36 protein-coding genes and 1 pseudogene are annotated in these 25,222 nt (G+C 48.9%); 33 read left to right on the top strand and 4 right to left on the bottom strand.

The window, feature by feature from the left end; genetic code table 11:
• The 4 genes from PHI12_07335 to PHI12_07320 all read left to right on the top strand — a co-directional run.
• Positions 1–709, top strand: a 709-nt coding sequence (locus tag PHI12_07335) for an aldehyde ferredoxin oxidoreductase C-terminal domain-containing protein (GenBank protein ID MDD5510603.1), incomplete at its 5' end; no start/stop codon positions are given.
• A gap of 351 nt (positions 710–1,060) precedes the next feature.
• A complete protein-coding gene (locus PHI12_07330) occupies positions 1,061–2,233 on the top strand; it encodes an NAD/NADP octopine/nopaline dehydrogenase family protein (protein MDD5510602.1) in 1,173 nt (390 codons plus the stop codon).
• Positions 2,234–2,391: 158 nt separating this feature from the next.
• Entirely contained in the window at positions 2,392–2,955 is a 564-nt protein-coding gene (locus PHI12_07325) for an HPP family protein (GenBank protein ID MDD5510601.1), read from the top strand.
• 352 nt (positions 2,956–3,307) lie between these two features.
• Positions 3,308–4,279 (top strand): 2-dehydropantoate 2-reductase, encoded by a 972-nt coding sequence (locus tag PHI12_07320; GenBank protein ID MDD5510600.1) that lies wholly within the window; start codon positions 3,308–3,310, stop codon positions 4,277–4,279.
• A gap of 25 nt (positions 4,280–4,304) precedes the next feature.
• Here the strand turns inward: PHI12_07320 and PHI12_07315 are convergent, their stop codons facing one another.
• Positions 4,305–4,874, bottom strand: a complete 570-nt coding sequence (locus PHI12_07315) for a M48 family metallopeptidase (protein MDD5510599.1) — start codon at positions 4,872–4,874, stop codon at positions 4,305–4,307.
• A gap of 207 nt (positions 4,875–5,081) precedes the next feature.
• Between PHI12_07315 and PHI12_07310 the strand changes: the two genes are divergently transcribed.
• From PHI12_07310 to PHI12_07295, 4 genes are all read left to right on the top strand, one after another.
• Positions 5,082–5,390, top strand: a complete 309-nt coding sequence (locus PHI12_07310; GenBank protein MDD5510598.1) for a ferritin family protein — start codon at positions 5,082–5,084, stop codon at positions 5,388–5,390.
• 46 nt (positions 5,391–5,436) lie between these two features.
• Positions 5,437–5,787, top strand: a complete 351-nt coding sequence (locus tag PHI12_07305; GenBank protein ID MDD5510597.1) for a cupin domain-containing protein — start codon at positions 5,437–5,439, stop codon at positions 5,785–5,787.
• A gap of 24 nt (positions 5,788–5,811) precedes the next feature.
• Entirely contained in the window at positions 5,812–6,000 is a 189-nt protein-coding gene (locus tag PHI12_07300; GenBank protein ID MDD5510596.1) for a hypothetical protein, read from the top strand.
• A 109-nt stretch (positions 6,001–6,109) separates the two neighbouring features.
• Positions 6,110–6,319 (top strand): tautomerase family protein, encoded by a 210-nt coding sequence (locus PHI12_07295; protein MDD5510595.1) that lies wholly within the window; start codon positions 6,110–6,112, stop codon positions 6,317–6,319.
• Between the two features lie 402 nt (positions 6,320–6,721).
• Here PHI12_07295 and PHI12_07290 read toward each other — a convergent pair whose 3' ends face one another.
• Positions 6,722–7,579, bottom strand: a complete 858-nt coding sequence (locus tag PHI12_07290; GenBank protein MDD5510594.1) for a formyltransferase family protein — start codon at positions 7,577–7,579, stop codon at positions 6,722–6,724.
• Between the two features lie 257 nt (positions 7,580–7,836).
• Here PHI12_07290 and PHI12_07285 point away from each other — a divergent pair, with 257 nt between their 5' ends.
• Entirely contained in the window at positions 7,837–9,414 is a 1,578-nt protein-coding gene (locus PHI12_07285; GenBank protein MDD5510593.1) for a radical SAM protein, read from the top strand.
• Positions 9,415–9,582: 168 nt separating this feature from the next.
• Here PHI12_07285 and mscL read toward each other — a convergent pair whose 3' ends face one another.
• Both mscL and PHI12_07275 read right to left on the bottom strand, forming a co-directional pair.
• On the bottom strand, positions 9,583–10,044 hold the full coding sequence (gene mscL / locus PHI12_07280) for a large conductance mechanosensitive channel protein MscL (protein ID MDD5510592.1): 462 nt from the start codon (positions 10,042–10,044) through the stop codon (positions 9,583–9,585).
• Between the two features lie 50 nt (positions 10,045–10,094).
• Positions 10,095–11,009, bottom strand: coding sequence for a cysteine synthase family protein (locus PHI12_07275; protein ID MDD5510591.1), 915 nt, complete (start codon positions 11,007–11,009; stop codon positions 10,095–10,097).
• Positions 11,010–11,239: 230 nt separating this feature from the next.
• On the opposite strand from PHI12_07275, the gene PHI12_07270 reads away from it, so the two are divergent.
• The 24 genes and pseudogenes from PHI12_07270 to rplR all read left to right on the top strand — a co-directional run bounded on the left by PHI12_07270 (position 11,240) and on the right by rplR (position 25,205).
• The gene (locus tag PHI12_07270) at positions 11,240–12,202 is read left to right on the top strand and encodes an NYN domain-containing protein (protein ID MDD5510590.1); all 963 of its coding nucleotides are present in this window, start codon (positions 11,240–11,242) and stop codon (positions 12,200–12,202) included.
• 78 nt (positions 12,203–12,280) lie between these two features.
• Entirely contained in the window at positions 12,281–12,769 is a 489-nt protein-coding gene (locus PHI12_07265; protein MDD5510589.1) for a flavodoxin, read from the top strand.
• 123 nt (positions 12,770–12,892) lie between these two features.
• Positions 12,893–13,408, top strand: coding sequence for a deoxyuridine 5'-triphosphate nucleotidohydrolase (locus PHI12_07260; GenBank protein ID MDD5510588.1), 516 nt, complete (start codon positions 12,893–12,895; stop codon positions 13,406–13,408).
• A 259-nt stretch (positions 13,409–13,667) separates the two neighbouring features.
• A complete protein-coding gene (gene rpsL, locus PHI12_07255; GenBank protein MDD5510587.1) occupies positions 13,668–14,099 on the top strand; it encodes a 30S ribosomal protein S12 in 432 nt (143 codons plus the stop codon).
• Positions 14,100–14,113: 14 nt separating this feature from the next.
• Positions 14,114–14,584, top strand: a complete 471-nt coding sequence (gene rpsG / locus PHI12_07250; protein MDD5510586.1) for a 30S ribosomal protein S7 — start codon at positions 14,114–14,116, stop codon at positions 14,582–14,584.
• A 73-nt stretch (positions 14,585–14,657) separates the two neighbouring features.
• On the top strand, positions 14,658–16,739 hold the full coding sequence (gene fusA, locus PHI12_07245; GenBank protein ID MDD5510585.1) for an elongation factor G: 2,082 nt from the start codon (positions 14,658–14,660) through the stop codon (positions 16,737–16,739).
• 114 nt (positions 16,740–16,853) lie between these two features.
• Positions 16,854–17,162 (top strand): 30S ribosomal protein S10, encoded by a 309-nt coding sequence (rpsJ, locus tag PHI12_07240; GenBank protein ID MDD5510584.1) that lies wholly within the window; start codon positions 16,854–16,856, stop codon positions 17,160–17,162.
• A gap of 34 nt (positions 17,163–17,196) precedes the next feature.
• Positions 17,197–17,820 (top strand): 50S ribosomal protein L3, encoded by a 624-nt coding sequence (gene rplC / locus PHI12_07235; GenBank protein MDD5510583.1) that lies wholly within the window; start codon positions 17,197–17,199, stop codon positions 17,818–17,820.
• Positions 17,821–17,824: 4 nt separating this feature from the next.
• Positions 17,825–18,508 carry a 50S ribosomal protein L4 gene (rplD, locus tag PHI12_07230; protein ID MDD5510582.1) on the top strand — a complete coding sequence of 228 codons (684 nt, stop codon included), beginning with the start codon at positions 17,825–17,827 and terminating at the stop codon, positions 18,506–18,508.
• Positions 18,468–18,752, top strand: a complete 285-nt coding sequence (rplW, locus tag PHI12_07225; protein MDD5510581.1) for a 50S ribosomal protein L23 — start codon at positions 18,468–18,470, stop codon at positions 18,750–18,752. The genes rplD and rplW overlap by 41 nt, the downstream gene beginning before the upstream one ends.
• Positions 18,753–18,770: 18 nt before the next feature.
• Positions 18,771–19,598, top strand: coding sequence for a 50S ribosomal protein L2 (gene rplB, locus PHI12_07220; GenBank protein ID MDD5510580.1), 828 nt, complete (start codon positions 18,771–18,773; stop codon positions 19,596–19,598).
• Positions 19,599–19,618: 20 nt separating this feature from the next.
• A complete protein-coding gene (rpsS, locus tag PHI12_07215; protein ID MDD5510579.1) occupies positions 19,619–19,912 on the top strand; it encodes a 30S ribosomal protein S19 in 294 nt (97 codons plus the stop codon).
• A gap of 27 nt (positions 19,913–19,939) precedes the next feature.
• Positions 19,940–20,287 (top strand): 50S ribosomal protein L22, encoded by a 348-nt coding sequence (gene rplV, locus PHI12_07210; protein ID MDD5510578.1) that lies wholly within the window; start codon positions 19,940–19,942, stop codon positions 20,285–20,287.
• A pseudogene (gene rpsC / locus PHI12_07205) lies at positions 20,277–20,906 on the top strand (30S ribosomal protein S3). The gene rplV and the pseudogene rpsC overlap by 11 nt, the downstream one beginning before the upstream one ends.
• 511 nt (positions 20,907–21,417) lie before the next feature.
• On the top strand, positions 21,418–21,858 hold the full coding sequence (rplP, locus tag PHI12_07200; GenBank protein ID MDD5510577.1) for a 50S ribosomal protein L16: 441 nt from the start codon (positions 21,418–21,420) through the stop codon (positions 21,856–21,858).
• Positions 21,859–21,873: 15 nt separating this feature from the next.
• Positions 21,874–22,071, top strand: coding sequence for a 50S ribosomal protein L29 (gene rpmC / locus PHI12_07195; protein ID MDD5510576.1), 198 nt, complete (start codon positions 21,874–21,876; stop codon positions 22,069–22,071).
• A 10-nt stretch (positions 22,072–22,081) separates the two neighbouring features.
• A complete protein-coding gene (gene rpsQ / locus PHI12_07190) occupies positions 22,082–22,363 on the top strand; it encodes a 30S ribosomal protein S17 (protein MDD5510575.1) in 282 nt (93 codons plus the stop codon).
• Between the two features lie 20 nt (positions 22,364–22,383).
• Positions 22,384–22,749, top strand: a complete 366-nt coding sequence (rplN, locus tag PHI12_07185; protein ID MDD5510574.1) for a 50S ribosomal protein L14 — start codon at positions 22,384–22,386, stop codon at positions 22,747–22,749.
• 11 nt (positions 22,750–22,760) lie between these two features.
• A complete protein-coding gene (rplX, locus tag PHI12_07180; GenBank protein MDD5510573.1) occupies positions 22,761–23,072 on the top strand; it encodes a 50S ribosomal protein L24 in 312 nt (103 codons plus the stop codon).
• Positions 23,073–23,615, top strand: coding sequence for a 50S ribosomal protein L5 (gene rplE / locus PHI12_07175; protein MDD5510572.1), 543 nt, complete (start codon positions 23,073–23,075; stop codon positions 23,613–23,615).
• A gap of 12 nt (positions 23,616–23,627) precedes the next feature.
• Positions 23,628–23,813, top strand: coding sequence for a type Z 30S ribosomal protein S14 (locus tag PHI12_07170; GenBank protein MDD5510571.1), 186 nt, complete (start codon positions 23,628–23,630; stop codon positions 23,811–23,813).
• A gap of 40 nt (positions 23,814–23,853) precedes the next feature.
• Positions 23,854–24,252 (top strand): 30S ribosomal protein S8, encoded by a 399-nt coding sequence (gene rpsH / locus PHI12_07165; GenBank protein ID MDD5510570.1) that lies wholly within the window; start codon positions 23,854–23,856, stop codon positions 24,250–24,252.
• A 22-nt stretch (positions 24,253–24,274) separates the two neighbouring features.
• Positions 24,275–24,820 (top strand): 50S ribosomal protein L6, encoded by a 546-nt coding sequence (rplF, locus tag PHI12_07160; GenBank protein ID MDD5510569.1) that lies wholly within the window; start codon positions 24,275–24,277, stop codon positions 24,818–24,820.
• 19 nt (positions 24,821–24,839) lie between these two features.
• The gene (rplR, locus tag PHI12_07155; protein ID MDD5510568.1) at positions 24,840–25,205 is read left to right on the top strand and encodes a 50S ribosomal protein L18; all 366 of its coding nucleotides are present in this window, start codon (positions 24,840–24,842) and stop codon (positions 25,203–25,205) included.
• Positions 25,206–25,222: the final 17 nt, after the last annotated feature.

Here is a 25,222-nt window from a genome sequence, read left to right as displayed (position 1 = left end):
AGAGAAGATAGCCAAGAGGGATGGTATAGGGAATCTACTGGCTGAAGGGTTAAGGGCTTGTGTTGAGAGAATACCTGAATCCCGGCCGTATGCTGTGGAGGTTATGGGTCAAGCTGTGGCAGCACATGACCCAAGGTCTTTCTTCTCTGAAACAGTGACAACTATTGCCTCAACGAGAGGTTCATGTCACATACACGGGTTTGCCGAACCGATGGAGCAGGGTGTTGTTTTACCCGAATTGGGCATAACTGAAGCTATAGACAGATTCGATGCGACTAAGAAGGGATATGTTGGGGCTATCTACCAAGATATTCAGCAAGTCTGGAATAGCCTTACCTGGTGCTTTATGCATCTCTTTTGTGATGTATCTTTAACTGATCAGGTTAATATATTGAATGCCATCACCGGCTGGGATGTAACTCCAGCAGAGGCCCAGAAGATGGGTGAGCGCATAGTGTGTTTGCAGCAAATGTTCAACTTAGCAAATGGGCTCGTACCAGAGCAGGAGAATGTGATGCCAGAGCGACTTACCGTTCCTCATAAGGATGGCGGAGCTGCCGGCCATGTGCCGCCATGGCAGTCAATATTAAAAGAGTATTGGGAAACAAAGGGCTGGGTTAATGGTATTCCAACAAAGACAAAGCTCATAGAATTAGCGCTTGATAGTCTGGAATCTGAAAAAGCGCTTAGTTTCACAAGTCAGGAATAATGGTAAGTCGTTACTTAAAGGTCCTCGAAAAAAGGAAAGCCTTAAAGCGTAAATTGGTGGTGTCGATGGGGGGAAACGAGAAATACTTTGGTAATGTGCCGATGGAGAGCTTCGGAGAATTATGAAGCAGGAACTGATTAGTAGCCGCCATCATCTTGCTAGGCGGGAGACAATTGAAGATATTACAGAGTATATTGATACGTTCTATAACCGGCAGCGACAGTAAGTAAAGTTGGGCTGCTCTCCGCCTGTAATTTATACACAGAGACACTATGCTGGGATTATGACAGCATAGAACGTTTCGTATCTATTATTGCCATCCAACCTAAATATTCGAAAGAGGTGAGAAAAGTGGACGCAAGTAGAGTATTGAGAAAACCGGTAGCTGTGCTTGGGGGTGGTGCTTGTGGCCAAGCTTTTGCTGCTGATTTCACGCTTGCTGGGCATAAAGTACGCTTGTATGAATTACCGGAGTTTGCCCCAACAACTCTAAAAGAGGTCTTAATTACTCATGAAATAGAATTCGGGGGGGCGCAGGATAATTGTAAGTGGTTCAGGAGAGCAGGGCTTGCCAAGGTCGACGTTGTTACCACGGAAATTTCCGAAGCTCTAAAGGGAGCCGGTTTGGTAATAGTCGCTATTCCAGCCAAGGGACACGAGCCTTTCTTTGAGAGAATGATTCCCTATCTTGAGGATGGTCAGATAGTAAGCATATTTCCGGATAATTTTGGTTCCTTGATGCTCAGAAATATGATGCGTGGTAATGGTTGCACTTCAGATATTATCGTCGGTGGATGGAGTTCTATGCCATATGTTGTCAGGGCAATGGGGGTGGGAAAGCTTGATTGTATGATTAGAGCGAGGGAGCTAATCGGTGATACACTCCCAAGTCGAGATGGGGATACATTCCTTAGAGTATTAAAGGAAATCCCTGCATTCGATGGTACCATGGCAATCAAAAGGGGGGACACAATCATAGGAGTTGACCTTTCCAACCCTAATCCTGCAGTTCATGTTCCTGGTTCTGTTCTAAACGTAGGTGCAATGGAAATTTCTGGGATGGGAGGGACATTAGACATACCTAAGGGAAAGTATTCAATGTACAAACATGGTATGAGCCCAGCAGTATCCCAAGTCCAGTTCTCCTTCTACCAGGAGGAAAGAAGGATTGCTCAGGTAATGGGGATAGAAATGTCTGAGTATTGTGAGGATCAATTCTTCTGGAAGGGGAGCATCATGGGTGTGGAATTCTGGGCTCCATTTGCAGACGTTAATTTACCGCCAGTTGTTGGCCCCGATTCTACCGAACACAGGTATTTTACTGAGGATATATCGGTGGGAACTGTAATACGTTATCACCTGGGTAAGAAACTAGGTATAGATTTACCAGTCATAGAATCGCTAATACGTTTAGGGTCTGTAATTTGTAGGCGGGATTTCCTAAAGGACGGTTTGTCTCTCAGAGAATTAGGTATTGAAGATATGACAGTAGACCAAATGATGGCCTATCTCAGGGGAATATGAGGAATCAATAAAGTGGGTGGTTGGAGTGTGGTATCTAAAATTGGGACAGGTTGTTAATATTAGATTCTACTCCCTAAAGTAATGTAAACGGGAGGAGTAGTGATTTGCCCAAAAACAGATCTAGTATCAGCGTTAGACTGGAACATAAGAAATGAGTTTTGTACGATTTTAAGGTATTCTACACCGGAGCGAATTGTAGGGAAGTGATACAGAAAAGGCACTTTGACCCTTTAACTGTTATCTTAGGTAGACCTACAACGGCTAAATTTAAATCGCTGTGGAAAAACTACCTTTGGCAGAGCTCTGTTGCTGTTCTGGTATTATTTGCGGCTCTTTTGTTCCTGACTGCGCGAGATATAGTAATTATAACATCAATTGGAGCTACCGCATTTATTGTTTTCACTATGCCATTTAGTATTGCTGCCCAGCCGCGAAGTGTTATCGGAGGTCACCTAATCGGTCTTTCTTGTGGTGCCATTTCTACTTTTCTTCCCCACTCTTTAGTATTTCCTCCTGTCATCAATTATTCGATCGCAGTCGGGGTTTCTATTTTCCTGATGGTGGCTACCGATACTGAGCATCCTCCTGCTAGTGGTACTGCTCTAGGAGTTGCCATGTCTGGCTTTTCTAGTAGCGTGTTAATCGCTGTGGTGGCAAGCGCAACATTAATGTCTCTAGCGCACCATTTGCTAAAGCGTCATATGAAGAAATTGACACGGTAGTGTTAAGCTACGCCTATTAGGGGCATAAGACCTTCCAACTTAGAGCTGGTATATAATAACGGAATAGATAAAGTGGCGTGCCGAATTCGGCGGTTAGCGCCACAGTGTCACAGCCACCGATCATAAGATGGCCCTTGCTATTTACCTCGGCCGTCGATGGAAACAGAATCAGTCGGGCAATTTGTTCGTTCACGGTTCACTCCTAAAAGGTTTCATATCATCTGAATGATCTGGCTTCTCTATCTAGCCTCGCGAAAATATCTCTATGCATTATCGGGATTGGCTTGAAAAGCATGATGAGCAGTAACATAGTCATTTTACTCCTGCGTAGGCTCGGAAGCAACAGGTGTCGATGATGGTACCTGAAGGCAAGAGTAGTCTATGCTGGAATAGTTGTGATATAGTGTACCGTGCTATGCGAATATTCATTGTAGGCAGTGGGGGAGTCGGAGGATATTTCGGCAGTCTCCTGGCCAGGGCGGGTGCTGACGTTACCTTTCTGGCAAGGGGGGAGCACCTGGCGGCAATAAGGAAGCATGGCCTGGCGATCAGAAGTGTTCATGGAGATTATCAGATTCAACCTGCCCAAACCGTGGCGACTATAGCAGAAATTACCGATCCGGAACTTGTAATTCTAGCTGTCAAGACATATGACTCTGCTGATGCGGCTCAACAATTATCCGGAGTAGTCAATAGCAATACGGTTATTATCTCGTTTCAGAACGGCATAGACAATGATATCGAGATAAAGAAGTATATCGAGAATGCGAAGGTATTTCCCGGCCTGGCTTTTTTAAGCGCTGTCAGGGCTGCCCCCGGCTTAATCGTGCAATCCGGTGAATTGAGAAAACTCGTTTTTGGCGATAGAAATGTACCGGAGAATGAACAACTGCAAAAAATAGAGGAGATTATGAGGAATGCGGGAATCGATGCCCGTATCTCTGATAATATCACGCGGGACCTGTGGCAGAAGTTCATCCTGATCAATGCTTTTTCCGGTATGACGGCTGTGTGCAGAGCCAGCATTGGCGCAGTCCTGTCTAACCCGGTGACAAGAAGAGTCTATGCGAGATGCGTTCGGGAAGCTATCGAGGTGGCTAAAACGCTGGGAATCGACATTCCCGATAATATGTTCGATAAGGTGATGGGAATCACAGAGGAATTCACGCCGGATTCCAGGTCCTCTCTCCTGGTTGATATCGAGACTGGCAGACCGACCGAGATCGAGACGCTGAACGGGACATTAGTCCGCTTGGCTGAGCAGCTTGGTATAGAAGTACCGGTGAATGAGCTGATCTACGGTGCAATAAAGCTATCGTCATAGCGCGATTTTATCAAAGTACCGGTATCTAGTATAATTCCATGCCGTAAACCCTCAGCCGGGAGGCCATTCCCTTTCCGTTTCCGACCAGTTTATCCACCTCTTTCCAGAAAACCTTGCTGTGGTTCTTTATTCTGGTATGGATAAGCTCATGCAGCATAACATAATCGACCAGTTCATCAGGGAGTCTGGCGAGTTTAATGTTCAGGCTGATGTTGTTTCTGCTGGAGCAGCTGCCCCACCGTGTCTTTTGATTCCGGATAAATACCCTGTTGTAGGAGAATCCGAATTTGCTCGCCAGCGATTCGAGACGTTCCACCAGTATTTTTCTTGCCTTTGTTTCATCAATGTAATCTGTTTCAGCAGGGTTGTAATTGTTCTTCTGCTCATGTTGCTTCATCTTTTCGAGGTGTCTGTTAATCCAAGTTTTTTTGATATGGACAAATGCCCCGGCTTTCTTAAAGGATGATGAATACGGAACAGCTACCCGTACACCCTGAAGAGGTCTCACCGATATGATTATGTGTTTAGCCCGTTTGCTGCGTTCAAACAGAACTAGTCCCACATCTTCAATCTCGACAGTCTTTTTATCTATCATTACTTCCCCCAGGCGATTATATCATCCTTAAGAAGACATGGACTGCAAAAAAGCGGCCGGGTTGGCTTGGAGCCGGGGTAAAATTGACAATGTGGTCGGGAAGTATTATATATTTTAAGAGCAACGGAGTGAACGGCGTGTCAGTTCCGCCTTTATGATCGGGGTATAGCTAAAAACGTACCAGGACAACCTATAGGGAGGTGATTTATGCCGGACTTTAGTTCGTCGTTTTCAGGTCTTGCCAGCAGCCGGAAGTTAAGTCACGAAGAGTTGATTCGTGCAATACGTTTTATGGTTGCTGCCGAGTATGAAGCAGTACAGATGTACATGCAGCTCGCGGAGTCAATAGACAACAAGCTGGCTATGGCAGTGCTTAAAGATATCGCTGATGAAGAAAGAGTCCATGCCGGCGAGTTCCTCAGACTGCTAAAACATCTCGCCCCGGACGAAGAAGGATTCTACAACGAAGGTGCGGAAGAAGTGGAAGAGGAAATAAATAAATCGGGCAAGGGCTAAATCGGGTTTCTGAAGCCTAAGGACTATAAATATCGGGAGGATAATATTGAAAGTATGTGCTCTGGCAACGGTCACAAAAACACCTGTTACCATGGAAGGGGCTGAGAAGGCATATAAACAGGTCCCTATATCTAAGGTCGATGGTTCACCGAATTTTTCCTTCAGGGTATTCACCCTGGATCCGGGTGGACATACGCCGTTTCATGCACACGATTTTGAGCACGTCAACTACGCCATTGAGGGCAGCGGCGCAGTAGTCGATCAGAACGGTACGGAGACGGAGTTCAAGAAGGGGGATTTCGCTCTTGTTCTGCCGGGCGAAAAGCACCAGTACAAAAACAAGTCGAAAAGCCAGCCCTTAGTTATGATTTGCGCAGTACCGAAGGAATATGAGTGATCAGTGGGCCACGGGAAAAACTCAATGACCGAACAGGATACGGAATCACTTAAAGAAAAGCGTAAGAAAGCCGCCGGGCTTATTATTCCGGCCGGTCTCTTCATCGGTATGGGTATCGGCTGGGCGATAGGCAATTTTTTACCCGGTATATTTATCGGGCTGGGAGCAGGCTTTGTAGGTTTAGCAATAGCTACCTTTACCGGGCGCGCTTAACTGATCCGGAGTAACCGGGACAGCTTTTGCAGTTAACTTCCCGGTACGAGCTTTATGTTCTATTCAAATCCAGCCGCTTTACCTTGGCTTTTGTTTTTGTGAATTCATCATGGGGTTAAGAAGGGGGTTAAGAATGCCATTAGTGACCGTAAAAGTAAAAGGGGTGCGGACTATCGAGCAGAAAAGGGCTCTGGTAAAGGATATCACCGAAGCGGTGGTCAAGCACTTCAAGGTTCAACCAGAGGTAGTCACTATCGATATTGTGGAATATAGCGAAGAAAATATGGCTAAAGCCGGTAAATTATTTATTGATCGCTAGTTAGGCGTACTTAATCACAGGTTTCATAGGTTATTAGCCGGTACTGAGTAATATTTACTGCTGAGTACTGTCAGTATAATGTTTCCCGTCGGCAGTCTTTAATGCTGGGGATACCTAAAAAATTTAGGGGACTCGTGATATGTCTCACGGCTCCCCTAAAGACGGAATATCGATGAACCCAACTATTTCTTCTCTGGCTTAGACGGCTTGGCCTGTCCTGGTTTGGAAGAGCTTCCTGAGCCAACCTTGGCCGGACCCTTGTGTCCCATGGGAACATGTCCTCCTTTTCTGTAAGATAAGCATCATAGTATTATATCTTTTTTTTAGGATAGACTCAAATATATCCTCGTGTAGTAATGATCATAAGCCAACTCTATCATAGCTTCCTTAATAGTGTCACGTTCAGTATTCGGGTAGGTGTTTTTTCATCCGGTATCCATAATCCGGCATAGGCCTGCCGTCAATATAAACTTTTCTATCTTCTATCTCTACGCGCCCGTGTGCTATCAGGGTATGTATCACAAACGGATAGACCTCCCAGTCTCCTGCTATCTTAAGCGCGCCCTGAAGATGATCACATAACTGTTTCATGATTGTTTTCTGCTTTTTATCAGCCGTCTTCTCAAAATCATCATAACCGGTTATGGCGTGCTTAATAGCAAAACCGGTCACTTCGTTGAACCCTTTGAGCAGCCCATTTATTCCCTCTGATTCCAGCATTCTGAGTGTCGGGATTATTGCAAGTGGTTTGGATTGAGCCAATACTGCCCCTGTGTCTTCTCCTCTATCGACAAGGAATAAGGTTGCTCTTATCTCTTTATCGCCGGATAGTATGGCTTTGGCGGTGGGTATCCAGTGCAAGCCCGAGTAACCTCTGGTGGTATCCCCGGGATGAATATTCAAAATTTTCGGGTAGTACCTGTCTACCGTCCAATCGGTTAGCCATTGGTCGTAGCCCGCCAGGCAAATCAGGTCGGGCGCTTTTTCGATTTTTTCTTCTATCAGGCGCCACACATCCTGTTCGTACTTTATCCTCTCCGGACAGTTTCGGGGAATGCTCATCGAGCCATATTTCTTTATTGCCGGCCTTAGGTAAGGCAAGTGGCTTAGTTCGATGGTGGTGTGTTTATTCGCTCTGGCTTTTGCCACACCTCCACAACCGGGTCTGTTCGTGAATACAATGTAGTCTTGATCGGGGTTCGATCGAGCAATCTGCTGGTAGTTTGTTCCTGAACCGGAAACGAAGCAGATAATGGTCATTCTGCCTCCGTGGAGATTTGGGTTGTAAATCATCTTCATCATAGATTACTGATGCAATTATGCTTTGGCTTATTATACATCACGCTACGGTAAATTTGGAAAAGCTTACGGTGAAGAATCGTTCATATTGGCAGGTGGTGCTCCGGTACGATTTTATTGCCGGTGCAATTAGCGTATTATTAGGGCGGGACTGTCGATGGATGAGAATCGGCCCGTAGCGAGTAGATCGGGAGATCCCGGGTCGAGGAGATATGGAAATGGGGCCGGCAAGGAAAATTGAAAAGGTCCAGCTGGTGCTGCCTCCGCCAAGAAGGCCGGATACATATATAAGTAAATTTGCCGGATGGCCTCATCCTATCGTGCGCCGTAGCCGGCAGCTTATCCTCCGGATGGCTGAGATAGCCGTGTCAAGGGACCTTTTTGCCGCTGTGCTCCAGCGCCTGACCCGGTTGCACCAGCCCGGGAGACCGGATGGCTATATCGCTAAGTTTGCCAGATGGCCCCAGCCTCTGGGTATTTTGTCCGTGGGGACCTATATCAGAAAGAATAATCCCGGTATCGATGTCGAGATTCTGGACGGGAACAATGCCCTGACTCTGGAGGCAGTGAAGAACAGGATTGACGCGGATCTGGTCGGAATATCAACAACTGCGGGGGGTTATGACTATGCCATTGAACTGGCTAAACTTGCCAAGGGGAAAGGGGCGAGAGTGGTCCTGGGAGGGGCTGCGGCGACTCCGCTGGCCGGGGAGATTCTAAGATACTACGACTTCGTGGATGCTGTCGTTCGATATGATGGAGAGATTGCCTTATCGAAGTATGTTGCCGCTGAGCCATTGAATTCGATAGAGAACCTTGTTTATCGCGCCAATGGTGAGATCAAGGCAAACCCGATAAAACTGCCCTGTCTTGACGAGCTTCCCGTTCCGGACAGGGATCTTCTGGACATGGAGACATATTTCAAAAACAGCAAGGATCCTGAGTATCCCATCTGTGAGCCCTTCAGGAGACCGATGAACATCTATTCTCAGAAGGGATGCCTCTGGCGTTCGCAGGAAGAGGGTGGTTGTGTGTTCTGTTCGATTCCTTATTATGATTTACGATTGAGGAACCCTGAGCTTGTCTGGGGCGAGATTTCATCCCTGGTCGAGAAATACCGGGTAGATTTTATCTGGGACCCGTCGGATAACTTTGTCGGGGATAAAGAGTGGTTCAAGGCCTTCTGCGCGGCAAAACCGAAAGGACTGAACATACATTACACCAACTATGTAGATGCCGAAGACATTGATGAGGAGACTGCCCGGCTGCTTGCCGATTCTGGCTGTGTCAGCGTCTTTGTCGGTATGGAATCGGGTGACCCTAAGATGTTGGAGAGTATGAACAAGAGGGCAACCCTCGAGGATAATATAAGAGCTATGGATTTGTTACAGAAATACAGGATTGGCGTGATAGCCGGTGTCGTAGTCGGAGTACAGGGTGAGAGTAAAGAAAGCTTAGAGAGGACGATCGATTTTCTAAAAAGACTTACCGAATTTGATAACTTTGACCGGTTCGAGTGGGGAAGCTTGATGCCTTTTGCCGGCTCCAAGGCGAACAGAATGCTGCGGGAGCATCCTGACCTTAAGGAGAAATATAAGGATTTTGGTAACGAAGATTACCTTTTCCAGGTCGCGTGCATGATACGGGACTGGTACCGGTACTATTGCGAGATAGACTATAACTATGTTCTCGAATTACAGGACAGGGTGTTTCGAGAGAGACTGGTCCCTTATGAGATGACCATGTTCCAGAGACGCTCGTGGTCCGGCACGCCGTCGAAGGTGTTTCGGTTATAGGTTGGTATAAATTACAGGCCGGACCTCCGGGGTCATCGCACAACTCACCCGGGCTACCGGCTCAATGATAGCAGGTTATCAAGCCGGGTCAGCCTGGCTCAAAGAGTAATACCATCACTCCGGCCGTTAAGTGCCCTCAAGTCAGCCGATAGTACTTTATCCTGATTCCTAGTTTCCGGTTAACGGTGAAGTGCAATTCGGACAGCGGGTTGCCTTAATGGGAATGCTGGTGAAGCAAAAAGGACATTCCTTGGTTATCGGCGCCGGTGCTTCAGCGGCCTTCTTCTTTGCTTGCATACGGGCTATCGGTCGAATGATAAGAAAGAAGACGACCGCGGCTACTATCAAGAAGTTGACGATAGTGTTGACGAATAGTCCGTAGTTGATGGTGACTGCTCCGGCTGCCTGGGCGTCGGCAAGAGTCAGATATGGCCCCGGGACACTGCCCGATTTAAGCACTGTAAAAAGATTGGCGAAGTCCATATTACCGAGGGCCATTCCGATTGGCGGCATGATGATGTCTTTGACCGCTGAATTAACGATAGCACCGAAAGCAATACCGATAATGATACCGACGGCCATGTCGACCACATTGCCCCTCATAATGAAGGTCTTAAAATCTTTCCACATTCCGGTCCTCCTTATGTTTCTGCTACCATTATATATTTATGATTCCTGTTCTATACGCTAAATAGTTTGGTACTTAAGTATTTCTCTCCCCGGTCCGGAAAGATAACCACTACTGTGCCCGCCTCTATTTGCCTGGCGATTTCGACAGCGGCATACATTGCCGCGCCGCTGCTCATCCCGACGAAAATCCCCTCGTTTCTGACAATTTGTCTGGCCGTCTCATAGGCTTGCTCCGTCTCTATCATGATGGTGATGTCGATCTGAGACGGGTCATATAGTGAGGGGACGATTGCTTCTTCCATATTCTTGAGTCCCTGGATATAATGTCCCTTTACCGGATGTGCACTGACTACCTTGATTTGTGGGTTATGTCTCTTGAGGGCTTTCCCCACCCCCATAATTGTACCCGAGGTTCCGATCGATGAAACAAAATAGTCTATCTTGCCGTTAGTCTGTTTCCATATCTCTTCTCCGGTCATCCTGTAGTGAGCAAGCTTGTTGTATTCGTTGGAAAACTGGTCCGGCATGAAATACTTCTCGGGGTGTTCTCTGACCAATTCCCTTGCTTTCATAATGGCTCCGTCGGTGCCTAGTTTGCCTTCGGTCAGAGTCACCTTGCCACCGAATGCTTTGATCATTTGTATTCTCTCTACAGAGACGGTATCGCTCATTACTATTTCGACCCGGTAGCCCTTTATTGCTCCGATCATCGCCAGTGCCACCCCGGTATTTCCCGAGGTTGGCTCAATGATGGTTTTCCCTTTTGTCAGTTTGGCCTCCGCCTCAGCTTGCTGGATCATCTCCAAGGCAATCCTGTCTTTTATGCTTCCGGTGGGATTTAGCCCTTCGAGTTTGGCATATATCGTAGCGTTACTGTTCGGGTTTAACCTGTTGATCCTGACCATAGGAGTATTCCCGATTGTTTGCAGTATGTCCTCGTTAATTTCAATCGGGTCTGGCTTCATTTCTTAACCTTCTGACCAATCATCATGATATCGATACTTGAATATATCATATTACTTACTTACCTTAAAGTTCATTCTTGCCCCTCTACGGAGTCTACCATATGTATCAAGCAGACCGGGATAAATACGGGGATAGCCCTGATCTAATAGACATCTTATTATTGTTTCTTGAAAATTCGGGAGCCAGGATATATTATTTGGTCAATATGAGCATGAGGAGGTAGCTTGATATGGATAATAGGGAGCAGTTTATTGATAGACAAATCGCAGTACTGATTGATCTGGAGAACGTTGGTTTAGGCTCAATTCAGTGGCTATTCGACCAAATATCCGATGTCGGCAGAATAATCGTAAAGAGAGCGTATGCGGATTGGTCCGTTGAGAAAAATAAACGCGACCAGCTTTTTGAACTGGGCATTGAACCCATCCAGTTATTCCGGTCGAAATCGGGTGGCAAGAATTCCAGCGATATCAGATTGGTAATCGATGCGGTAGATCTGCTTTATACGTCTCCGGTAAATACCTTTGTTATCGTGTCCGCAGACAGCGACTTTGTTCCCCTCGTTAGTAAGTTGCGCTCGGCGGGAAAGACGGTATTCGGCGCGGGAGAGAAGAAGAAGGCACCGAATACTCTCATAAAAGCGTGCGATCGGTACCTGGACCTCGATTTAGATAAGAGTATCAGTAAAACTAAAGGGCCGTCACCTGCTCGGGAAAGGGAGATAGAAAATATCATTAAGCGAGCTCTAATGGCATCTATCAATGAGCATGGCAGAGTGTTAGGAAGCAAACTGCACCAAACAATTCTACGTCTGGACCCGAGCTTCGACTACCGTTCTTACGGGCATTCTACCTTTACTAAGTTTCTGGAAGCTTCCTCAAGCTTAAGGCTTATTCGGCCAAAGGGCCCTGGCGACGTGGAAATTGAGCCTGCGGAAGAGTCTCTTACTGCTGTGCATTTACCGATTAAGGATTTGGCAGAGCAGGTTGATAGAGAATGGTCGAAGCGAGCTAATCAGCACGATGGCTTTATTCCCGGCCCGATAGCTGCTTTACAGGTGGCAAAGATTCTCGGTGTTGATAAGCTTAGTGCTTCTCAATATAAGACTCTCCAGGGCCTTCTTGACGCGAGCGATTATTTATCTATGAAATGGTCGCGTGAAGGGAATAAAATAATCAAAAAAGCATCCTGAATTTGACTGAAGCTGACCGGCCAAGACTCCGGCCGCCGGTTCAAATCCAGCCGTTGTCAATGCTGTCGAGGAGGTACTATGAAAAAGCTTGTAGTATTCTATTCGTTGTCTGGTAATACGGAAATAGTAGCTAAAACGATGGCGAAGGAGTTGAAAGCGGACCTCTGCAGAGTGGAAGAAACAAGGAAGAGAAACAGGTTCCTTGCCTATATGACCGGTGGTTTCGCGGCGTTCAGGGACAAGTGCAGCGAGATAAAACCGGTTGCGTTGGATGTGCATGACTACGATTTGATATTCCTGGGTTCTCCTGTCTGGGCATCAAGACCGGTGCCGGCAATGAATGCTTTCATTAGCAGTACGGATTTCAAGAATAGGAAGGTAATCGTTTTCTTCACTATGGGTGGTGAGGAATATAGGAAGGCGGTCAGTAATATCACTTTAAAGGTGCAGAAGCGTTCCGGAATAGTCGTTGATTCCTTTGCCGTAAGGACGGGTAAAAGGCATCACGACGCAATCGTAAAAGAAACCAGGAAAGCGATCAAATCGCACTTAAGGCACCCGGGATAGCGGGCAGGGGTCTTTCCATAGTATTCGGCGAAAAGAGGGATAAACCATGTTTTTGGCGAAGATGAACAATGCTGCGATTCGTGGCGGTTTCTTGACGATTAGTGAGGGGAAGGAAGTTTTGTGATGTCAGCTGTTTTGTCACGACAGGAAATCTACAGGTTGCTTGACCGGAAACCGCCTCTGGTTGAGAGCTACCTGAACCTTGATGAGCAGGTCCAGCCGAACGGTATTGATCTGACCCTGCGTGAGGTGGCCTTACTTGAATCGTCGGGTAAAATAGCGGTGAAGAATGCCGAGAGGCAGCTGCCGGGATTGGCACCACTGGCCTTTGATGGACTGGGTTTTATTGATTTGATACCCGGCATCTACCTGATTACCTATAATGAGATTGTGCACCTGCCCAACAATGTTATGGCACTGGCCAGACCCCGGTCGAGCCTGCTCCGTTGCGGGGTTACCGTGGGTACCGCGGTATGGGATGCCGGCTACTGTGGCCGTTCCCAGTCGCTGATGGTGGTCTATAATTCACAGGGGTTTCGTTTACAGAAGGATGCCAGGGTTGTTCAGCTTGTCTTCCTGTGGCTGAGCGGCGAGACCGAGGGTTATCAGGGTGCCTACCAGAACGAGAATATAGACTAGCTATAGTATCGGGGTATTTCCTTGCCCTTTCCTTAATTCAGGACGAGAAGATGCCGGGGATGGGGGTGTGGAATACCTTGAATACCCTCTGTATGGATGTTGACATTTTCTTTCTGGCTGTGTTAGACTCATACGTTAGCTTTCGGCGGTTACAGATAGGAGAGGATAGATTGGGCTTTACCGCTCGATCTATCGTTTGTATCTTAATGGATGAGCTAAAGCTCATCCATTAAAATTGTGGGGATATAGGAGGAGATAGTTGCCTACAGTCAATCAGCTTATTCGTAAGGGGCGTAAGAGGGTTACCAAGAAGACCAGGACGCCGGCATTGCGCTTTATCTATAATTCCCTGAAGAATAAGAGGGTAGCCGGGAAAGGCTCTCCGCAGAAGCGCGGGGTTTGTATCTATGTCAAAACCACTACTCCGAAGAAGCCCAACTCGGCATTGCGTAAGATTGCTAAGGTGCGTCTGACTAACCACATGGAGGTACTGGCCTATATTCCCGGCGAGGGGCATGAATTGCAGGAACACTCGGTAGTCCTGATTCGTGGCGGCAGGGTGAGGGATTTGCCGGGTGTCCGGTATCATATCGTCCGTGGAGCCCTGGATGCCAGTGGCGTATCTAATCGCCGCCAGGGTCGTAGTAAGTATGGAAGTAAACGAGCCAAAGCGACGGCTGAGGCTTCCTGATTTAAGGGGGTAATATGCCAAGGCGAGCCCGAGTTATCAAAAAAGAGATGGCTCCTGATGCTAGGTATAGCAGCGTTAACGTGTCTAGGTTGATTAACCGGATAATGCTGGACGGTAAGAAGAGTAAGGCGGAGAAGATTGTGTATGGTGCCCTGCAGATTCTGGAGCAGCAGGAGTCGAAAGATCCGGTCTCTATTTTGGAGCAGGCGCTGAAGAATACCATTCCTTTGCTTGAGGTTAAGGCGCGCCGGGTTGGTGGTGCTACCTATCAGGTGCCGATAGAGGTGCGTTCCGATCGTGGCCTTTCCCTGGCTTTGCGCTGGCTGGCAAAGTCGACTAGAGCCAGGAAAGGTAAGCCTATGGCGGAGCGGCTGGCTGCTGAGCTTGGTGATGCTGCTAAGGGGCAGGGTGTCACTGTCAAGAAAAGAGAGGATACCCATAAGATGGCCGAGGCTAACAAGGCCTTTGCCCATTATCGTTGGTGAGGGGGTAATTAAAATTAGTTGCTCCAGTACTTTAGTGAATAACTCAATACCAGTAAAGTGTAGAGTAGAGGATATGGCTAAGCCGAGAAGTTTTCCCTTAGACCGTATACGAAACATAGCTATTATCGCTCATATTGATGCCGGTAAGACTACCGTCACGGAAAGAATACTTTACTACACCGGGCGCACCTATAAGATTGGTGAGGTGCATGAGGGTACTGCCGTGATGGACTGGATGGATCAGGAGAGGGAGCGAGGTATTACGATTACGGCGGCAGCCACTACCTGCTTGTGGGGAGGGCATCGTATAAATATCATCGATACTCCCGGTCATGTTGATTTCACTGCCGAGGTCGAGCGCAGTCTGCGGGTACTTGATGGAGGAGTGGTGGTCTTTGACGGTGTTGCCGGGGTTGAGGCCCAGTCGGAGGTCGTCTGGCGGCAGGCCGACCGGTACCATGTACCCCGAATTTGCTTTATCAATAAGATGGATCGGATTGGTGCTGACTTTCGGCGTGTCTTATCTATGATCGAACAGCGTTTGAAAGCCAATCCCCTGGTGGTTCAGCTGCCTTTAGGCGCTGAGTCGTCATTTACGGGTGTTATTGACATAGTAGAGAATAAGTTATGGTGTTTTGATGGCAACCCCGATTCAGAGCCGGAGGGGATGCCTGTTCCGGAGTCGGAGCGGGCAAGGTGCAGCCAGTTTCGTAAGGAGTTAATCGAGAAAGTGGCCGAGGTTGATGACCATGTTATGGAGGCCTATCTTGACGGTAAGGAGATTGCTCCTGATATGTTGAGGTCAGCGTTGAGAAAGGTGACCCTGGCCAATCGGGGCGTGCCTGTTCTCTGTGGCAGCGCCCTGAGGAACAAGGGGATTCAGTTGCTGCTCGATGCTGTGGCGGACTATCTTCCTTCTCCGCTGGATGTGCCGCCGGTAAGGGCCGTTACTACCAAGCAGGGAGATGAAGTTACCCGTCCGGCTCAGGACGACGCTCCCTTTTGCGCACTGGCTTTTAAGGTAGTTACCGATCTTTTTATGGGCCGGTTAGTCTATTTAAGGGTCTATTCGGGTACGGTAAGGGCTGGAGTTCAGGTTTTTAATTCCGCCCGGGATAAAAAAGAACGGATCGGGCGGCTGTTGCTGATGCATGCCAACCGCCGTGAGGAAATAGAGGAGGCGGACACCGGGTCCATTGTAGCTACCCTGGGGCTTAAGGATACCTTTACCGGAGATACTCTATGCAGTGCTTCGAAGCCGATTTTGCTTGAGTCTATCCGTTTCCCCGAGCCGGTGGTCTCGGTCGCTATCGAGCCTAAGAGCCGGGTCGATCAGGACAGGATAGGAGAGGCCTTAAACAAACTGGCCGAGGAGGATCCTACTTTTAAAGTAGACCACAATAGTGAGACAGGACAGACTGTCATTTCTGGTATGGGTGAGCTCCACCTGGAGGTCATTGTAGGCAGACTGTTTAGTGAATTTAAGGTTGGAGCCAAGGTGGGAAGGCCCTGGGTTGCTTATAAAGAAACGATAACCGTACCGGCCAAGTCTGAGGGTAAATTTGTCAGGCAGAGCGGTGGTCATGGTCAGTATGGCCACGTCTATCTTGAGGTTGAGCCGGGAGAGCGTGGCACTGGCATCCAGTTTGTCGACCAGATTAAGAGCGGAGTCATCCCCAAGCAGTATATACCTGCGGTAGAGGCTGGGGTTAAAGAGGCAGTCGAGACCGGAGTGTTTGCTGGTTACCCGATAGTCGATATTAAGATAACCCTTTATGACGGCAGTTACCATGAGGTCGACTCTTCGGATATAGCCTTTAAGATGGCTGGCTCGATAGCCCTGAAGAGTTGTGTCAGCAGGGCCAAGCCGGTCTTGCTTGAGCCGGTTATGAGGCTGGAAGTGAGCACTCCCGAAGAGTTTCTCGGTGATATTATCGGTGATGTTAACACGAGACGCGGCCATGTTGAGGTGATAGAGACAAATAATGAGTTAAGTATTGTTCGTGCTTTGATACCGCTGGCGGAGATGTTCGGTTATGCCTCTGCTCTCAGGTCGTTGACTCAGGGTAGGGCCACTCATTCAATGAGGTTTGAGCATTACGATAGGCTGCCGGCGGGGCTGGCAGAGAAGGTTAAGACTGCCGGCAGGGAATAGGTCACTGCCGGAGCCGGGATGAAAACCTTAAAATACAGCGTGGCAGAGTTGTGCTTGGTCAGGCTGGTTTAGGGTTTTAATAAAGGTTAATAAAGATTCTGGGGTGTTTGTTCTATGCCCAAACAGAAGATTCGTATCAAGTTAAAGGGATTTGACCATAAGATACTCGACTTGTCTGCCATGCAGATAGTCGAGGCGGTAGAGCGGACCGGGGCTGTGGTTAGCGGACCGTTGCCGCTGCCTACCCGTATTGAAAAGTTCAGTGTTATCCGCTCAACTTTTACCGATAAAGACTCCCAGGAGCAGTTTGAGATTCGGACTCATAAGCGTTTGATTGATATTATTGAGTCGACCTCCAAGACGATAGACGCTCTGGCCAAGCTGAGCCTGCCCTCGGGGGTTGATATAGATATCAGGTTATAAGAGATGCATCTACTAAACCAGGATGAATGAGGACATGACGCAAGGTATTATTGGTAAAAAACTGGGCATGACCCAGATATTTAGGGACAACGGGAGGGTGGAGGCGGTAACTGCTATTGAGGCCGGCCCGTGTGCTGTAGTGCAGGTTAAGACGATGGCCAGGGAGGGGTATAATGCCCTTCAGATCGGGTTTGGTCAGGCGAAGCGGCTTAGTTCTCCTCAGCGGGGGCACCTCAAGGATTTGGGTCAGTTTCGGTACCTGAGGGAATTTAAGACCGATGATATTGATGGTGTTCAGGTAGGGGATAAGATTGATGTTAGCCTGTTTCAGGAGGGTGACCTGGTTGATGTTACCGGGGTGTCCAAGGGTAAAGGCTTCGCCGGTGTTGTGAAGCGGCATGGCTTTGCCGGCGGGCCGAAGACGCACGGACAGTCGGATCGGCACCGTCATCCGGGTTCTATCGGTGCTACTACTTCTCCGGGCAGGGTTTTGAGAGGGACACTGATGGCCGGTCATATGGGCCATCAGCGGGTTACCGTGCGTAAGCTGGAGGTATTTCAGACTGATCCGGAGCGTAACCTGCTGTTGGTCAAGGGAGCGGTACCTGGTGCTAGCAACGGATTGCTGTTAATAAGAAAGTCAGGCGGAAGGAAGTAAGACCGTGCAGATTCCAGTCTATAGTCTTACCGGGGAGATAGTAAAAAGTATTGAGGTGAGCGACCGGGTTTTCGCGGTGCCGTTTAATGAAGCTGTGGTGCACCAGGCGATGGTGCGGCAGCAGGCAAATGCTCGTCAGGGTACAGTCAGTACCAAGACCCGTGGTGAAGTAACCGGCTCTAGCCGGAAGTTGTATCGTCAGAAGCATACCGGTTCCGCTCGAGCCGGCAGCCGACGTTCACCCCTTCGCCGGGGAGGTGGCGTTGTTTTTGGACCTAAACCGAGGAGTTACCGGCAGGCGATGCCGAAGAAGATGCGTCAATTGGCGCTACGGTGTATGCTTTCGGCACGGGCCAGAGATGGTGAGCTTAAAGTCCTGGAAAAACTTGAATTTGATGAGCCTAAAACCAGGGAAGTGACGCGTATGCTGGCGGCTCTGGGCGTGGCCTCTTCAACCCTGATAGTTATCGGTGAGCCGGAGGTTAATGTTGTTAAATCAGCCCGTAATCTGCCCGAGGTAAAAACACTGCCGGCTGAACTGCTCAATGTGGTTGATATCCTTTCTCATCGGGTATTACTGATGAGTGAGTCTGCGGTGCGAAAGGCAGAGCGGTTATGGGGGATCCGGTCGTTGCAAGGAGGAAACAGTGCACCCTTACCAAGTGTTGTGCCGTCCGCTAATAACTGAGAAGAATACCAGTCTTCAATCTCAGGGCAAATATGCCTTTGAGGTGGCTGGTGATGCCAACAAACTGCAGGTTAAAGAGGCTGTTGAGAAGGCTTTTAAGGTTAAGGTTACCGCAGTTAATGTGATTTCAGTTAGCGGCAAAAGCCGGATAGTGGGGAGACGTCAGGTGCTGACCAGGTCATGGAAAAAGGCAATAGTCACCCTTCAGCCAGGGGATAATATCCAGTTCTTCGAAGGGGTTTAATATTAAGGGGGAGATTGAGTGGCACTAAAGGTATATCATCCGACCTCGCCCGGTAGGCGGCGTGCCAGTGGTTCTACTTTTGAAGAAATAACCAAGAGTAAACCGGAGAAATCGCTGCTGTTACCGCTTAAGAAGCGGGGTGGGCGTAATAGTCAGGGAAGAATAACAGTCCGACATCGGGGTCAGGGTGCTAAGCGGCGGCTCCGTATCATTGATTTTATGCGTGATAAGATTGGTGTCCCGGGAAGGGTTGCGGCTATTGAATATGACCCGAATCGTTCGGCTAATATTGCACTTATTTACTACGCCGATGGCGAGAAGCGCTATATCCTGGCGCCTTTAGATCTAAAAGTGGGTGATGTCGTAAAGTCGGGTGCAGATGCCGAGATAAAGCCGGGTAATACTCTGCCTATGAAATCAATACCGAGCGGTACGTTGTTGCATAATATTGAGATGCAAATGGGTAAAGGGGCTCAGTTAGTGCGTAGTGCCGGAGCTGGTGCCCAGCTAATGGCTAAAGAGGGTAAATATGTTCTGATCCGATTGCCCTCCGGTGAAGTGAGGCGTGTTCTTGGTGATTGTATGGCTACTATTGGTCAGGTGGGTAATGTTGACCATAGGGGCATTAAATTAGGTAAGGCGGGGCGGAAAAGGTGGTTGGGACGGCGTCCTGAGGTCAGGGGTTCTGCGATGAATCCGAATGACCATCCTCATGGTGGTGGGGAGGGCAGATGTCCGATAGGAATGCCCGGACCCAAGACACCGTGGGGCAAACCGGCACTGGGCTACAGGACTCGTAAGCAGAAGGCTTCTGATAAGATGATAGTCAAGCGCCGGGGGAAATAGTCAAATAAAGGTGGAGCGATATGTCGAGGTCAACTAAAAAAGGGCCCGCTGTTAATGCTAAGCTAATGAAGAAGGTGGAAATGCTCACCCGCTCTGGTGAGAAGGCGGTAATCAAGACATGGGCGCGTTCGTCTACTATACTGCCTGAGATGGTGGGCCTTACCATCGGGGTGCATAATGGTCGGAGGCATGTGCCTATCTTTATTACCGAGAATATGGTGGGGCATAAGCTGGGTGAGTTTGCTGTAACCAGGACCTTCAGGGGCCATGTTGCTAAGGCGGAGAAGGCCACTCAGCCAAGGAAGCAAACGTAGGTTACTTAAGTTCAGGTATGGTGTGTAATGGAAGTAAGAGCAGTAGCTAAAAATGTACGTGTGTCACCCCGTAAATTGCGCTCGTTGGTAAACGTGGTGCGGGGTAAGAGTGTAGACGAGGCGTTGGCGGTACTCAAGTTTGCTTCGACGCCGAAGGCCCGTGCTATTGCTAAAACAGTAAAGTCGGCGGCATTCAATGCTGAGAATAATTTCCAGATGTCGCCACAGTTGAAGATTGTTGCCATATTCGTTGATGCAGGGCGGACAATGAAGAGGTATCGTCCGCGCGCTCGGGGGCGGGCCACCCCTATCCTTAAGCGTTCTAGCCATATTACAGTTATCGTTGCTGAGGAGGAGGGAAAACTTGGGGCGTAAGGTTCATCCGACGGGTTTTAGAATCGGTTTTATAAAGAGCTGGCAGGCAAAGTGGTATTCCGGGAAGCACTATGTAGAATTCCTGCAGGAGGATCTGAAACTCAGGCAAGCTATCAATTCAAGGTATAGCAGCGCCGGGATTTCCCTGGTAGAGACCGACCGGCAGGGAGACAAGGTAATTGTGACTATTAATACGGCTCGCCCGGGTGTTGTTATCGGACGTGGTGGACAGAGAGTTGACGAAATGAGGCAATATCTCGAAGGCCTTATCGGGAATAAAGTTCAACTTAACATTCAGGAAATCAGGCAGCCTGAGCTTGATGCCAATCTGGTAGCGATGACGGTGGCCGAACAGATTGGGCGTCGGGTTGCTTACCGTAGGGCGATGAAGCAGGCGATCTTCCGTACTATTCAGGCCGGGGCCAGGGGAATCAGGGTTTGTTGTTCGGGTCGATTAGGTGGTGTTGAGATAGCCCGTCGTGAGGTGATGCATCAGGGGCAGGTGCCTCTGCACAAGATGCGGGCTGATATTGATTATGGGTTTACCGAGGCTTGTACTACTCTTGGTCGGATCGGGGTAAAGGTCTGGATATATAAGGGGGATGTTTTCCCTGAGTCTAATGTAGAGGAAAGTAAGAAAGCTGTACCTGCTGCCCCAGCTTTGGAAGAGGTATTTGCTGGAGTGGTAGAGGATAGGGGAGTAGAAGGGTCGTCTTCCGTGGAATCGGAAGAAGAACATATAGCACCGTTTCCAGAGTTGGAAGAGAGGGTTGAGGCGGTTGTAGAGACGGTTCCGGCGGAAGCTGAAGAGAAGCCGGCCGGACCGGTGAGGAAAAAGAAGAAGGCGGAGACTGAGGCGGTTGTAGCGGCAGCCCCGGCGGAAGCTGAAGAGAAGCCGGTCAAGCCGGTGAGGAAAAAGAAGAAGGTGGAGACTGAGGCGGCTGTAGAGACGGTTCCGGCGGAAGCTGAAGAGAAGCCGGTCAAGCCGGTGAGGAAAAAGAAGAAGGCGGAGGCTGAGGCGGCTGTAGAGACGGTTCCGGCGGAAGCTGAAGAGAAGCTGGTCAAGCCGGTGAGGAAAAAGAAGAAGGCGGAGGCTGAGGCGGCTATCTCTGTAGAAGTAGAGGAGCAAGATGTTACAACCTAAACGGGTGAAGTACCGAAAGTCTCATAAAGGACGTCGTAACGGTAATGCTCAGGCAGGGAACACGGTTGCTTTCGGCAGTTTCGGATTGCAGGCAGCAGGGTGTGCCTGGCTCACTAATCGTCAAATTGAGGCTGCGCGGCGGGCGATGACCCATTATGTGCGTCGTGGTGGTAAAATATGGATACGTATATTCCCGGACAAGCCGGTTACGGCGAAGCCGGCCGAGACCCGCATGGGCTCAGGTAAGGGACCGGTAGACCACTGGGTAGCTGTGGTCAAGCCCGGGAGAATACTGTTTGAGATGGGGGGTGTTACTGAGGAGGTGGCCAAGGGGGCTATGCGGTTGGCTTCATATAAGCTACCAATCAGTACCAAGTTTGTTGTCAACGATTCCGGAGCGGGTGCCGGCGTTGATTCTGTAAAATAAGGGAATGGTGTAGATTTGAAGGTCGAAGAAATCAGGATTCTCAGTGATGAGGAATTGAAGAAGCAATTAGAGTCGGCTTACGAGGCGCTTTTTAGTTGTCGTCTTAAACTGTCCACCAGGCAGTTGACCAACCATCGTGAAATCCCGATGATCAAGAAAAAGATTGCCCGAATAAAGTCCGTAATCAGGGAGAGAGAGTTAGGAGTAAGGTAGGTTTAGGGCTATGGAAGTTAAACGAAAAACAAGGGTCGGTTGTGTTGTGAGCAACCGGATGGACAAAACGGTGCTGGTGGCGGTAGAAACTCCCAGACGCCATCCGTTATATAAGAAGACGATGAAGAGAGCGGTCAAATATAAGGCCCATGACGAGGGTAATAAATGTGGTTTGGGTGATATAGTCAGGATTGAAGAGACTCGTCCGCTCTCGCGGTTAAAGAGGTGGCGGGTAGCTGAGGTCATCACTAAGGGAAATATAGTTGAACTTCAGCCTAAGGAAATAGCCTGAAGTTTTCAGGGTGGAGTAATATGATTCAACCACAAACCAGATTAAAGGTGGCCGATAATACCGGGGCCCGGCAGCTTATGTGTATTAATATACCGGGCAGCGTGAGAAAGTACGCTCGAGTCGGTGATGTTATTGTCGCTTCGGTGAAAAGAGCGATACCGGGAGGGTTGGTGAAGAAGGGGGAAGTAGTCAAGGCGGTTATTGTTCGTAGTACCGGACAGTATCGCCGTCCGGATGGCTCTTATATCAAGTTTGATGAAAATGCGGCGGTGATTCTGACCGATAAGAATAACCCCAAGGGGAGCCGGATATTTGGGCCGGTCGCCAGGGAGTTGCGCGATAAGAATTTTACCAAGATTATTTCGCTGGCTCCTGAAGTATTGTGAGGTATGGGAAAGTGAAGATTAGAAAGGATGATACCGTACTGGTCATTGCCGGTAAGGACAGGGGTAAAAAGGGTAAGGTGCGTTTTGCTTATCCTAAGAATAACACGCTGGTAGTCGAGGGGATCAACTTTATCAGAAAACACGCCAGGGCTACCGGCCGGGTCAAGCAGGCTGGTATCATAGAGCAGGAGGCACAAATCACTGTGTCGAATGTTATGCTCCTTTGTAGTCGGTGTAATCATCCCACCCGCGTCGGTTTCCGCTTTCTGGAAGACGGGCGAAAAGTGCGTATATGTCGTGTTTGTCATGAGGTGATTGAATAAGTGTCGCGACTTAGAGAAAGGTACAAAAAAGAAGTCATTCCTGGTCTAATGAAGCTTTACGGATATCGTAACGTAATGCAGATACCCCGTCTGGAGAAGTTGGTGCTCAACATCGGGCTGGGGGAGGCAATTCAGAACGCCAAAGCTATTGAGGCCGCGGAGAGCGATCTGGTGGCTATTTCGGGGCAGCATCCGGTAATTACCCGGGCTAAGAAATCTATCGCTGCCTTTAAGTTAAGAACGGGTATGCCGATCGGGCTTAAGGTAACCTTGCGTGGAGAACGCATGTACGAGTTTTTTGATAAGCTGGTTAATGCTGTTCTGTCCCGTCGTCGTGAGTTTCAGGGGGTTCCCCGGAACGCCTTTGACGGTCGGGGCAACTATACCCTGGGTCTTAACGAGCAGATCGTTTTTCCTGAGGTGGATTACGACAAGGTAGACAAAATACGCGGACTGGAAATCTCGGTTGTTACTACGGCAAAGACAGATGAGGAAGGCCGGCATTTGCTGGAGTTGTTAGGTATGCCCTTTAGTAAGGATTAGGTGTTGAGATAGATGGCTAAGAAATCAATAGTTGTAAGGTCCAAGCGCCAGCCAAAATACATGGTACAGCAGTATCACCGTTGCTACCTGTGTGGCCGGCCCCGTGCCTATATGCGTCGTTTTGGTCTGTGCCGCATTTGTTTCCGCAAGCTGGCACTTGCTGGTCAGGTGCCCGGGGTAAGGAAATCGAGCTGGTAGTGGACGTTTGAGAGAATAAGCATAGACCGAGGGGGTGTGAGTGACTGTTTCTGACCCAATTGCTGATATGTTAACCCGAATACGTAATGCCATTATGGCAAGGCATGACTTCGTTCTGGTACCATCATCAAAGATGAAGCTGGCTATTACTACCATACTTAAAACGGAGGGTTTCATCAATGACTATGAGGTAATCAAGGGGGGGGGACACCGGGTGATTAAGATTAGCCTCAAATATGATGATAGGAATTGCCCGGTCCTTTCCGGTTTGGAGCGGATGAGTAAACCCGGATTGAGAGTGTATGCCGGGCATAAGGAAATCCCCCGTGTTTACGGAGGACTGGGTGTTGCTATCCTTTCCACGCCTGATGGTGTCATGACGGGACAGCAGGCTTGGCGTAAGGGTGTCGGTGGTGAGCTATTGTGCTATGTTTACTAATTCAGCGGCGAGGTTAATTTAGATGTCTAGAGTGGGGCGGATGCCAATAACTGTGCCACAGGGCGTGGCGGTAAATATTGAAGGCAACAGGGTTACTGTAGTCGGACCTAAGGGTGAGCTTTCGCGTAGTTTTAGCCCTGATATGTCGATCACCTTAAGCGACGGTATCCTGACCGTATCACGCCCCAGCGATAATAGGGAACATCGTTCCTTGCATGGCTTGACAAGGAGCCTATTGGCTAATATGGTGGTGGGAGTATCCAGTGGCTTTGAGAAGAACCTGGAAATAGTTGGCGTAGGTTACCGGGCGGAAAAGGTGGGGGATAATCTGGTGTTCCGTATTGGCTTTTCTCACACGGTGGAGGTATCTCCCCTGCCCGGTGTGGTTCTGAATGCTGAAGCGGCCAATCGCATTAAGATAAGCGGGATTGATAAAGAGGTGGTTGGTCAGATGGCGGCTGAGATTAAGGCTATTCGTCCGCCTGATGCTTATAAGGGTAAGGGTATCCGTTACGCTGGTGAGTACGTTCGCTTGAAACCGGGTAAAAGCAAGCAGGCTGCTAAGTAAGGGGTGATGGAGCAACAAGATGGGTAAAATTGAACCAGGGGCAGCACGTAAGAACAGACATGCTCGGGTTAGAGCCAGGTTAAGCGGCACTATCGATAGACCGCGCTTGTGTGTTTTCCGAAGTTTGAGTCATATCTATGCTCAGATTATTGATGATTCGAGCGGACATACCCTGGCCTGTGCTTCAACACTTGACCAGGAAGTAAAAGGTGAAGCAAACGGTAGGAATAAGTCGGGTAAGGCTGAGCTTGTTGGTTCTCTGATGGCCAAGCGTGCTCTGGAGCAGGGGATAACGCAGGTGGTTTTTGACCGTGGTGGGTATAAATATCACGGTCGAGTTAAGGCTCTGGCTGAAGCAGCGCGACAGGGTGGGTTGAAGTTTTAGAAAGGTGGTTCCTGATT

This window comes from Dehalococcoidales bacterium, from assembly GCA_028716225.1.
Lineage (GTDB): Bacteria > Chloroflexota > Dehalococcoidia > Dehalococcoidales > UBA5760 > UBA5760.
Note: the sequence above shows the minus strand (reverse complement) of the source record. Positions and strands in the feature narration are given on the sequence as shown.

What these genes read in the sequence shown, in the direction of transcription:
- rplC (MDD5510583.1), top strand. Translation starts at nt 17,197, where the DNA reads ATGACGCAAGGTATTATTGGTAAAAAACTGGGCATGACCCAGATATTT.
- rpsG (MDD5510586.1), top strand. Translation starts at nt 14,114, where the DNA reads ATGCCAAGGCGAGCCCGAGTTATCAAAAAAGAGATGGCTCCTGATGCT.
- PHI12_07295 (MDD5510595.1), top strand. Translation starts at nt 6,110, where the DNA reads ATGGGGTTAAGAAGGGGGTTAAGAATGCCATTAGTGACCGTAAAAGTA.
- PHI12_07300 (MDD5510596.1), top strand. Translation starts at nt 5,812, where the DNA reads ATGACCGAACAGGATACGGAATCACTTAAAGAAAAGCGTAAGAAAGCC.
- rplV (MDD5510578.1), top strand. Translation starts at nt 19,940, where the DNA reads ATGGAAGTAAGAGCAGTAGCTAAAAATGTACGTGTGTCACCCCGTAAA.
- PHI12_07170 (MDD5510571.1), top strand. Translation starts at nt 23,628, where the DNA reads ATGGCTAAGAAATCAATAGTTGTAAGGTCCAAGCGCCAGCCAAAATAC.
- rpsS (MDD5510579.1), top strand. Translation starts at nt 19,619, where the DNA reads ATGTCGAGGTCAACTAAAAAAGGGCCCGCTGTTAATGCTAAGCTAATG.
- PHI12_07260 (MDD5510588.1), top strand. Translation starts at nt 12,893, where the DNA reads ATGTCAGCTGTTTTGTCACGACAGGAAATCTACAGGTTGCTTGACCGG.
- PHI12_07275 (MDD5510591.1), bottom strand. Translation starts at nt 11,009, where the DNA reads ATGAAGCCAGACCCGATTGAAATTAACGAGGACATACTGCAAACAATC.
- PHI12_07320 (MDD5510600.1), top strand. Translation starts at nt 3,308, where the DNA reads ATGATGGTACCTGAAGGCAAGAGTAGTCTATGCTGGAATAGTTGTGAT.
- rplF (MDD5510569.1), top strand. Translation starts at nt 24,275, where the DNA reads ATGTCTAGAGTGGGGCGGATGCCAATAACTGTGCCACAGGGCGTGGCG.
- mscL (MDD5510592.1), bottom strand. Translation starts at nt 10,044, where the DNA reads ATGTGGAAAGATTTTAAGACCTTCATTATGAGGGGCAATGTGGTCGAC.
- PHI12_07310 (MDD5510598.1), top strand. Translation starts at nt 5,082, where the DNA reads ATGCCGGACTTTAGTTCGTCGTTTTCAGGTCTTGCCAGCAGCCGGAAG.
- rplR (MDD5510568.1), top strand. Translation starts at nt 24,840, where the DNA reads ATGGGTAAAATTGAACCAGGGGCAGCACGTAAGAACAGACATGCTCGG.
- PHI12_07290 (MDD5510594.1), bottom strand. Translation starts at nt 7,579, where the DNA reads ATGACCATTATCTGCTTCGTTTCCGGTTCAGGAACAAACTACCAGCAG.
- rpsJ (MDD5510584.1), top strand. Translation starts at nt 16,854, where the DNA reads ATGCCCAAACAGAAGATTCGTATCAAGTTAAAGGGATTTGACCATAAG.
- PHI12_07285 (MDD5510593.1), top strand. Translation starts at nt 7,837, where the DNA reads ATGGGGCCGGCAAGGAAAATTGAAAAGGTCCAGCTGGTGCTGCCTCCG.
- rpsQ (MDD5510575.1), top strand. Translation starts at nt 22,082, where the DNA reads ATGGAAGTTAAACGAAAAACAAGGGTCGGTTGTGTTGTGAGCAACCGG.
- PHI12_07315 (MDD5510599.1), bottom strand. Translation starts at nt 4,874, where the DNA reads ATGATAGATAAAAAGACTGTCGAGATTGAAGATGTGGGACTAGTTCTG.
- rplN (MDD5510574.1), top strand. Translation starts at nt 22,384, where the DNA reads ATGATTCAACCACAAACCAGATTAAAGGTGGCCGATAATACCGGGGCC.
- rplP (MDD5510577.1), top strand. Translation starts at nt 21,418, where the DNA reads ATGTTACAACCTAAACGGGTGAAGTACCGAAAGTCTCATAAAGGACGT.
- PHI12_07270 (MDD5510590.1), top strand. Translation starts at nt 11,240, where the DNA reads ATGGATAATAGGGAGCAGTTTATTGATAGACAAATCGCAGTACTGATT.
- PHI12_07265 (MDD5510589.1), top strand. Translation starts at nt 12,281, where the DNA reads ATGAAAAAGCTTGTAGTATTCTATTCGTTGTCTGGTAATACGGAAATA.
- fusA (MDD5510585.1), top strand. Translation starts at nt 14,658, where the DNA reads ATGGCTAAGCCGAGAAGTTTTCCCTTAGACCGTATACGAAACATAGCT.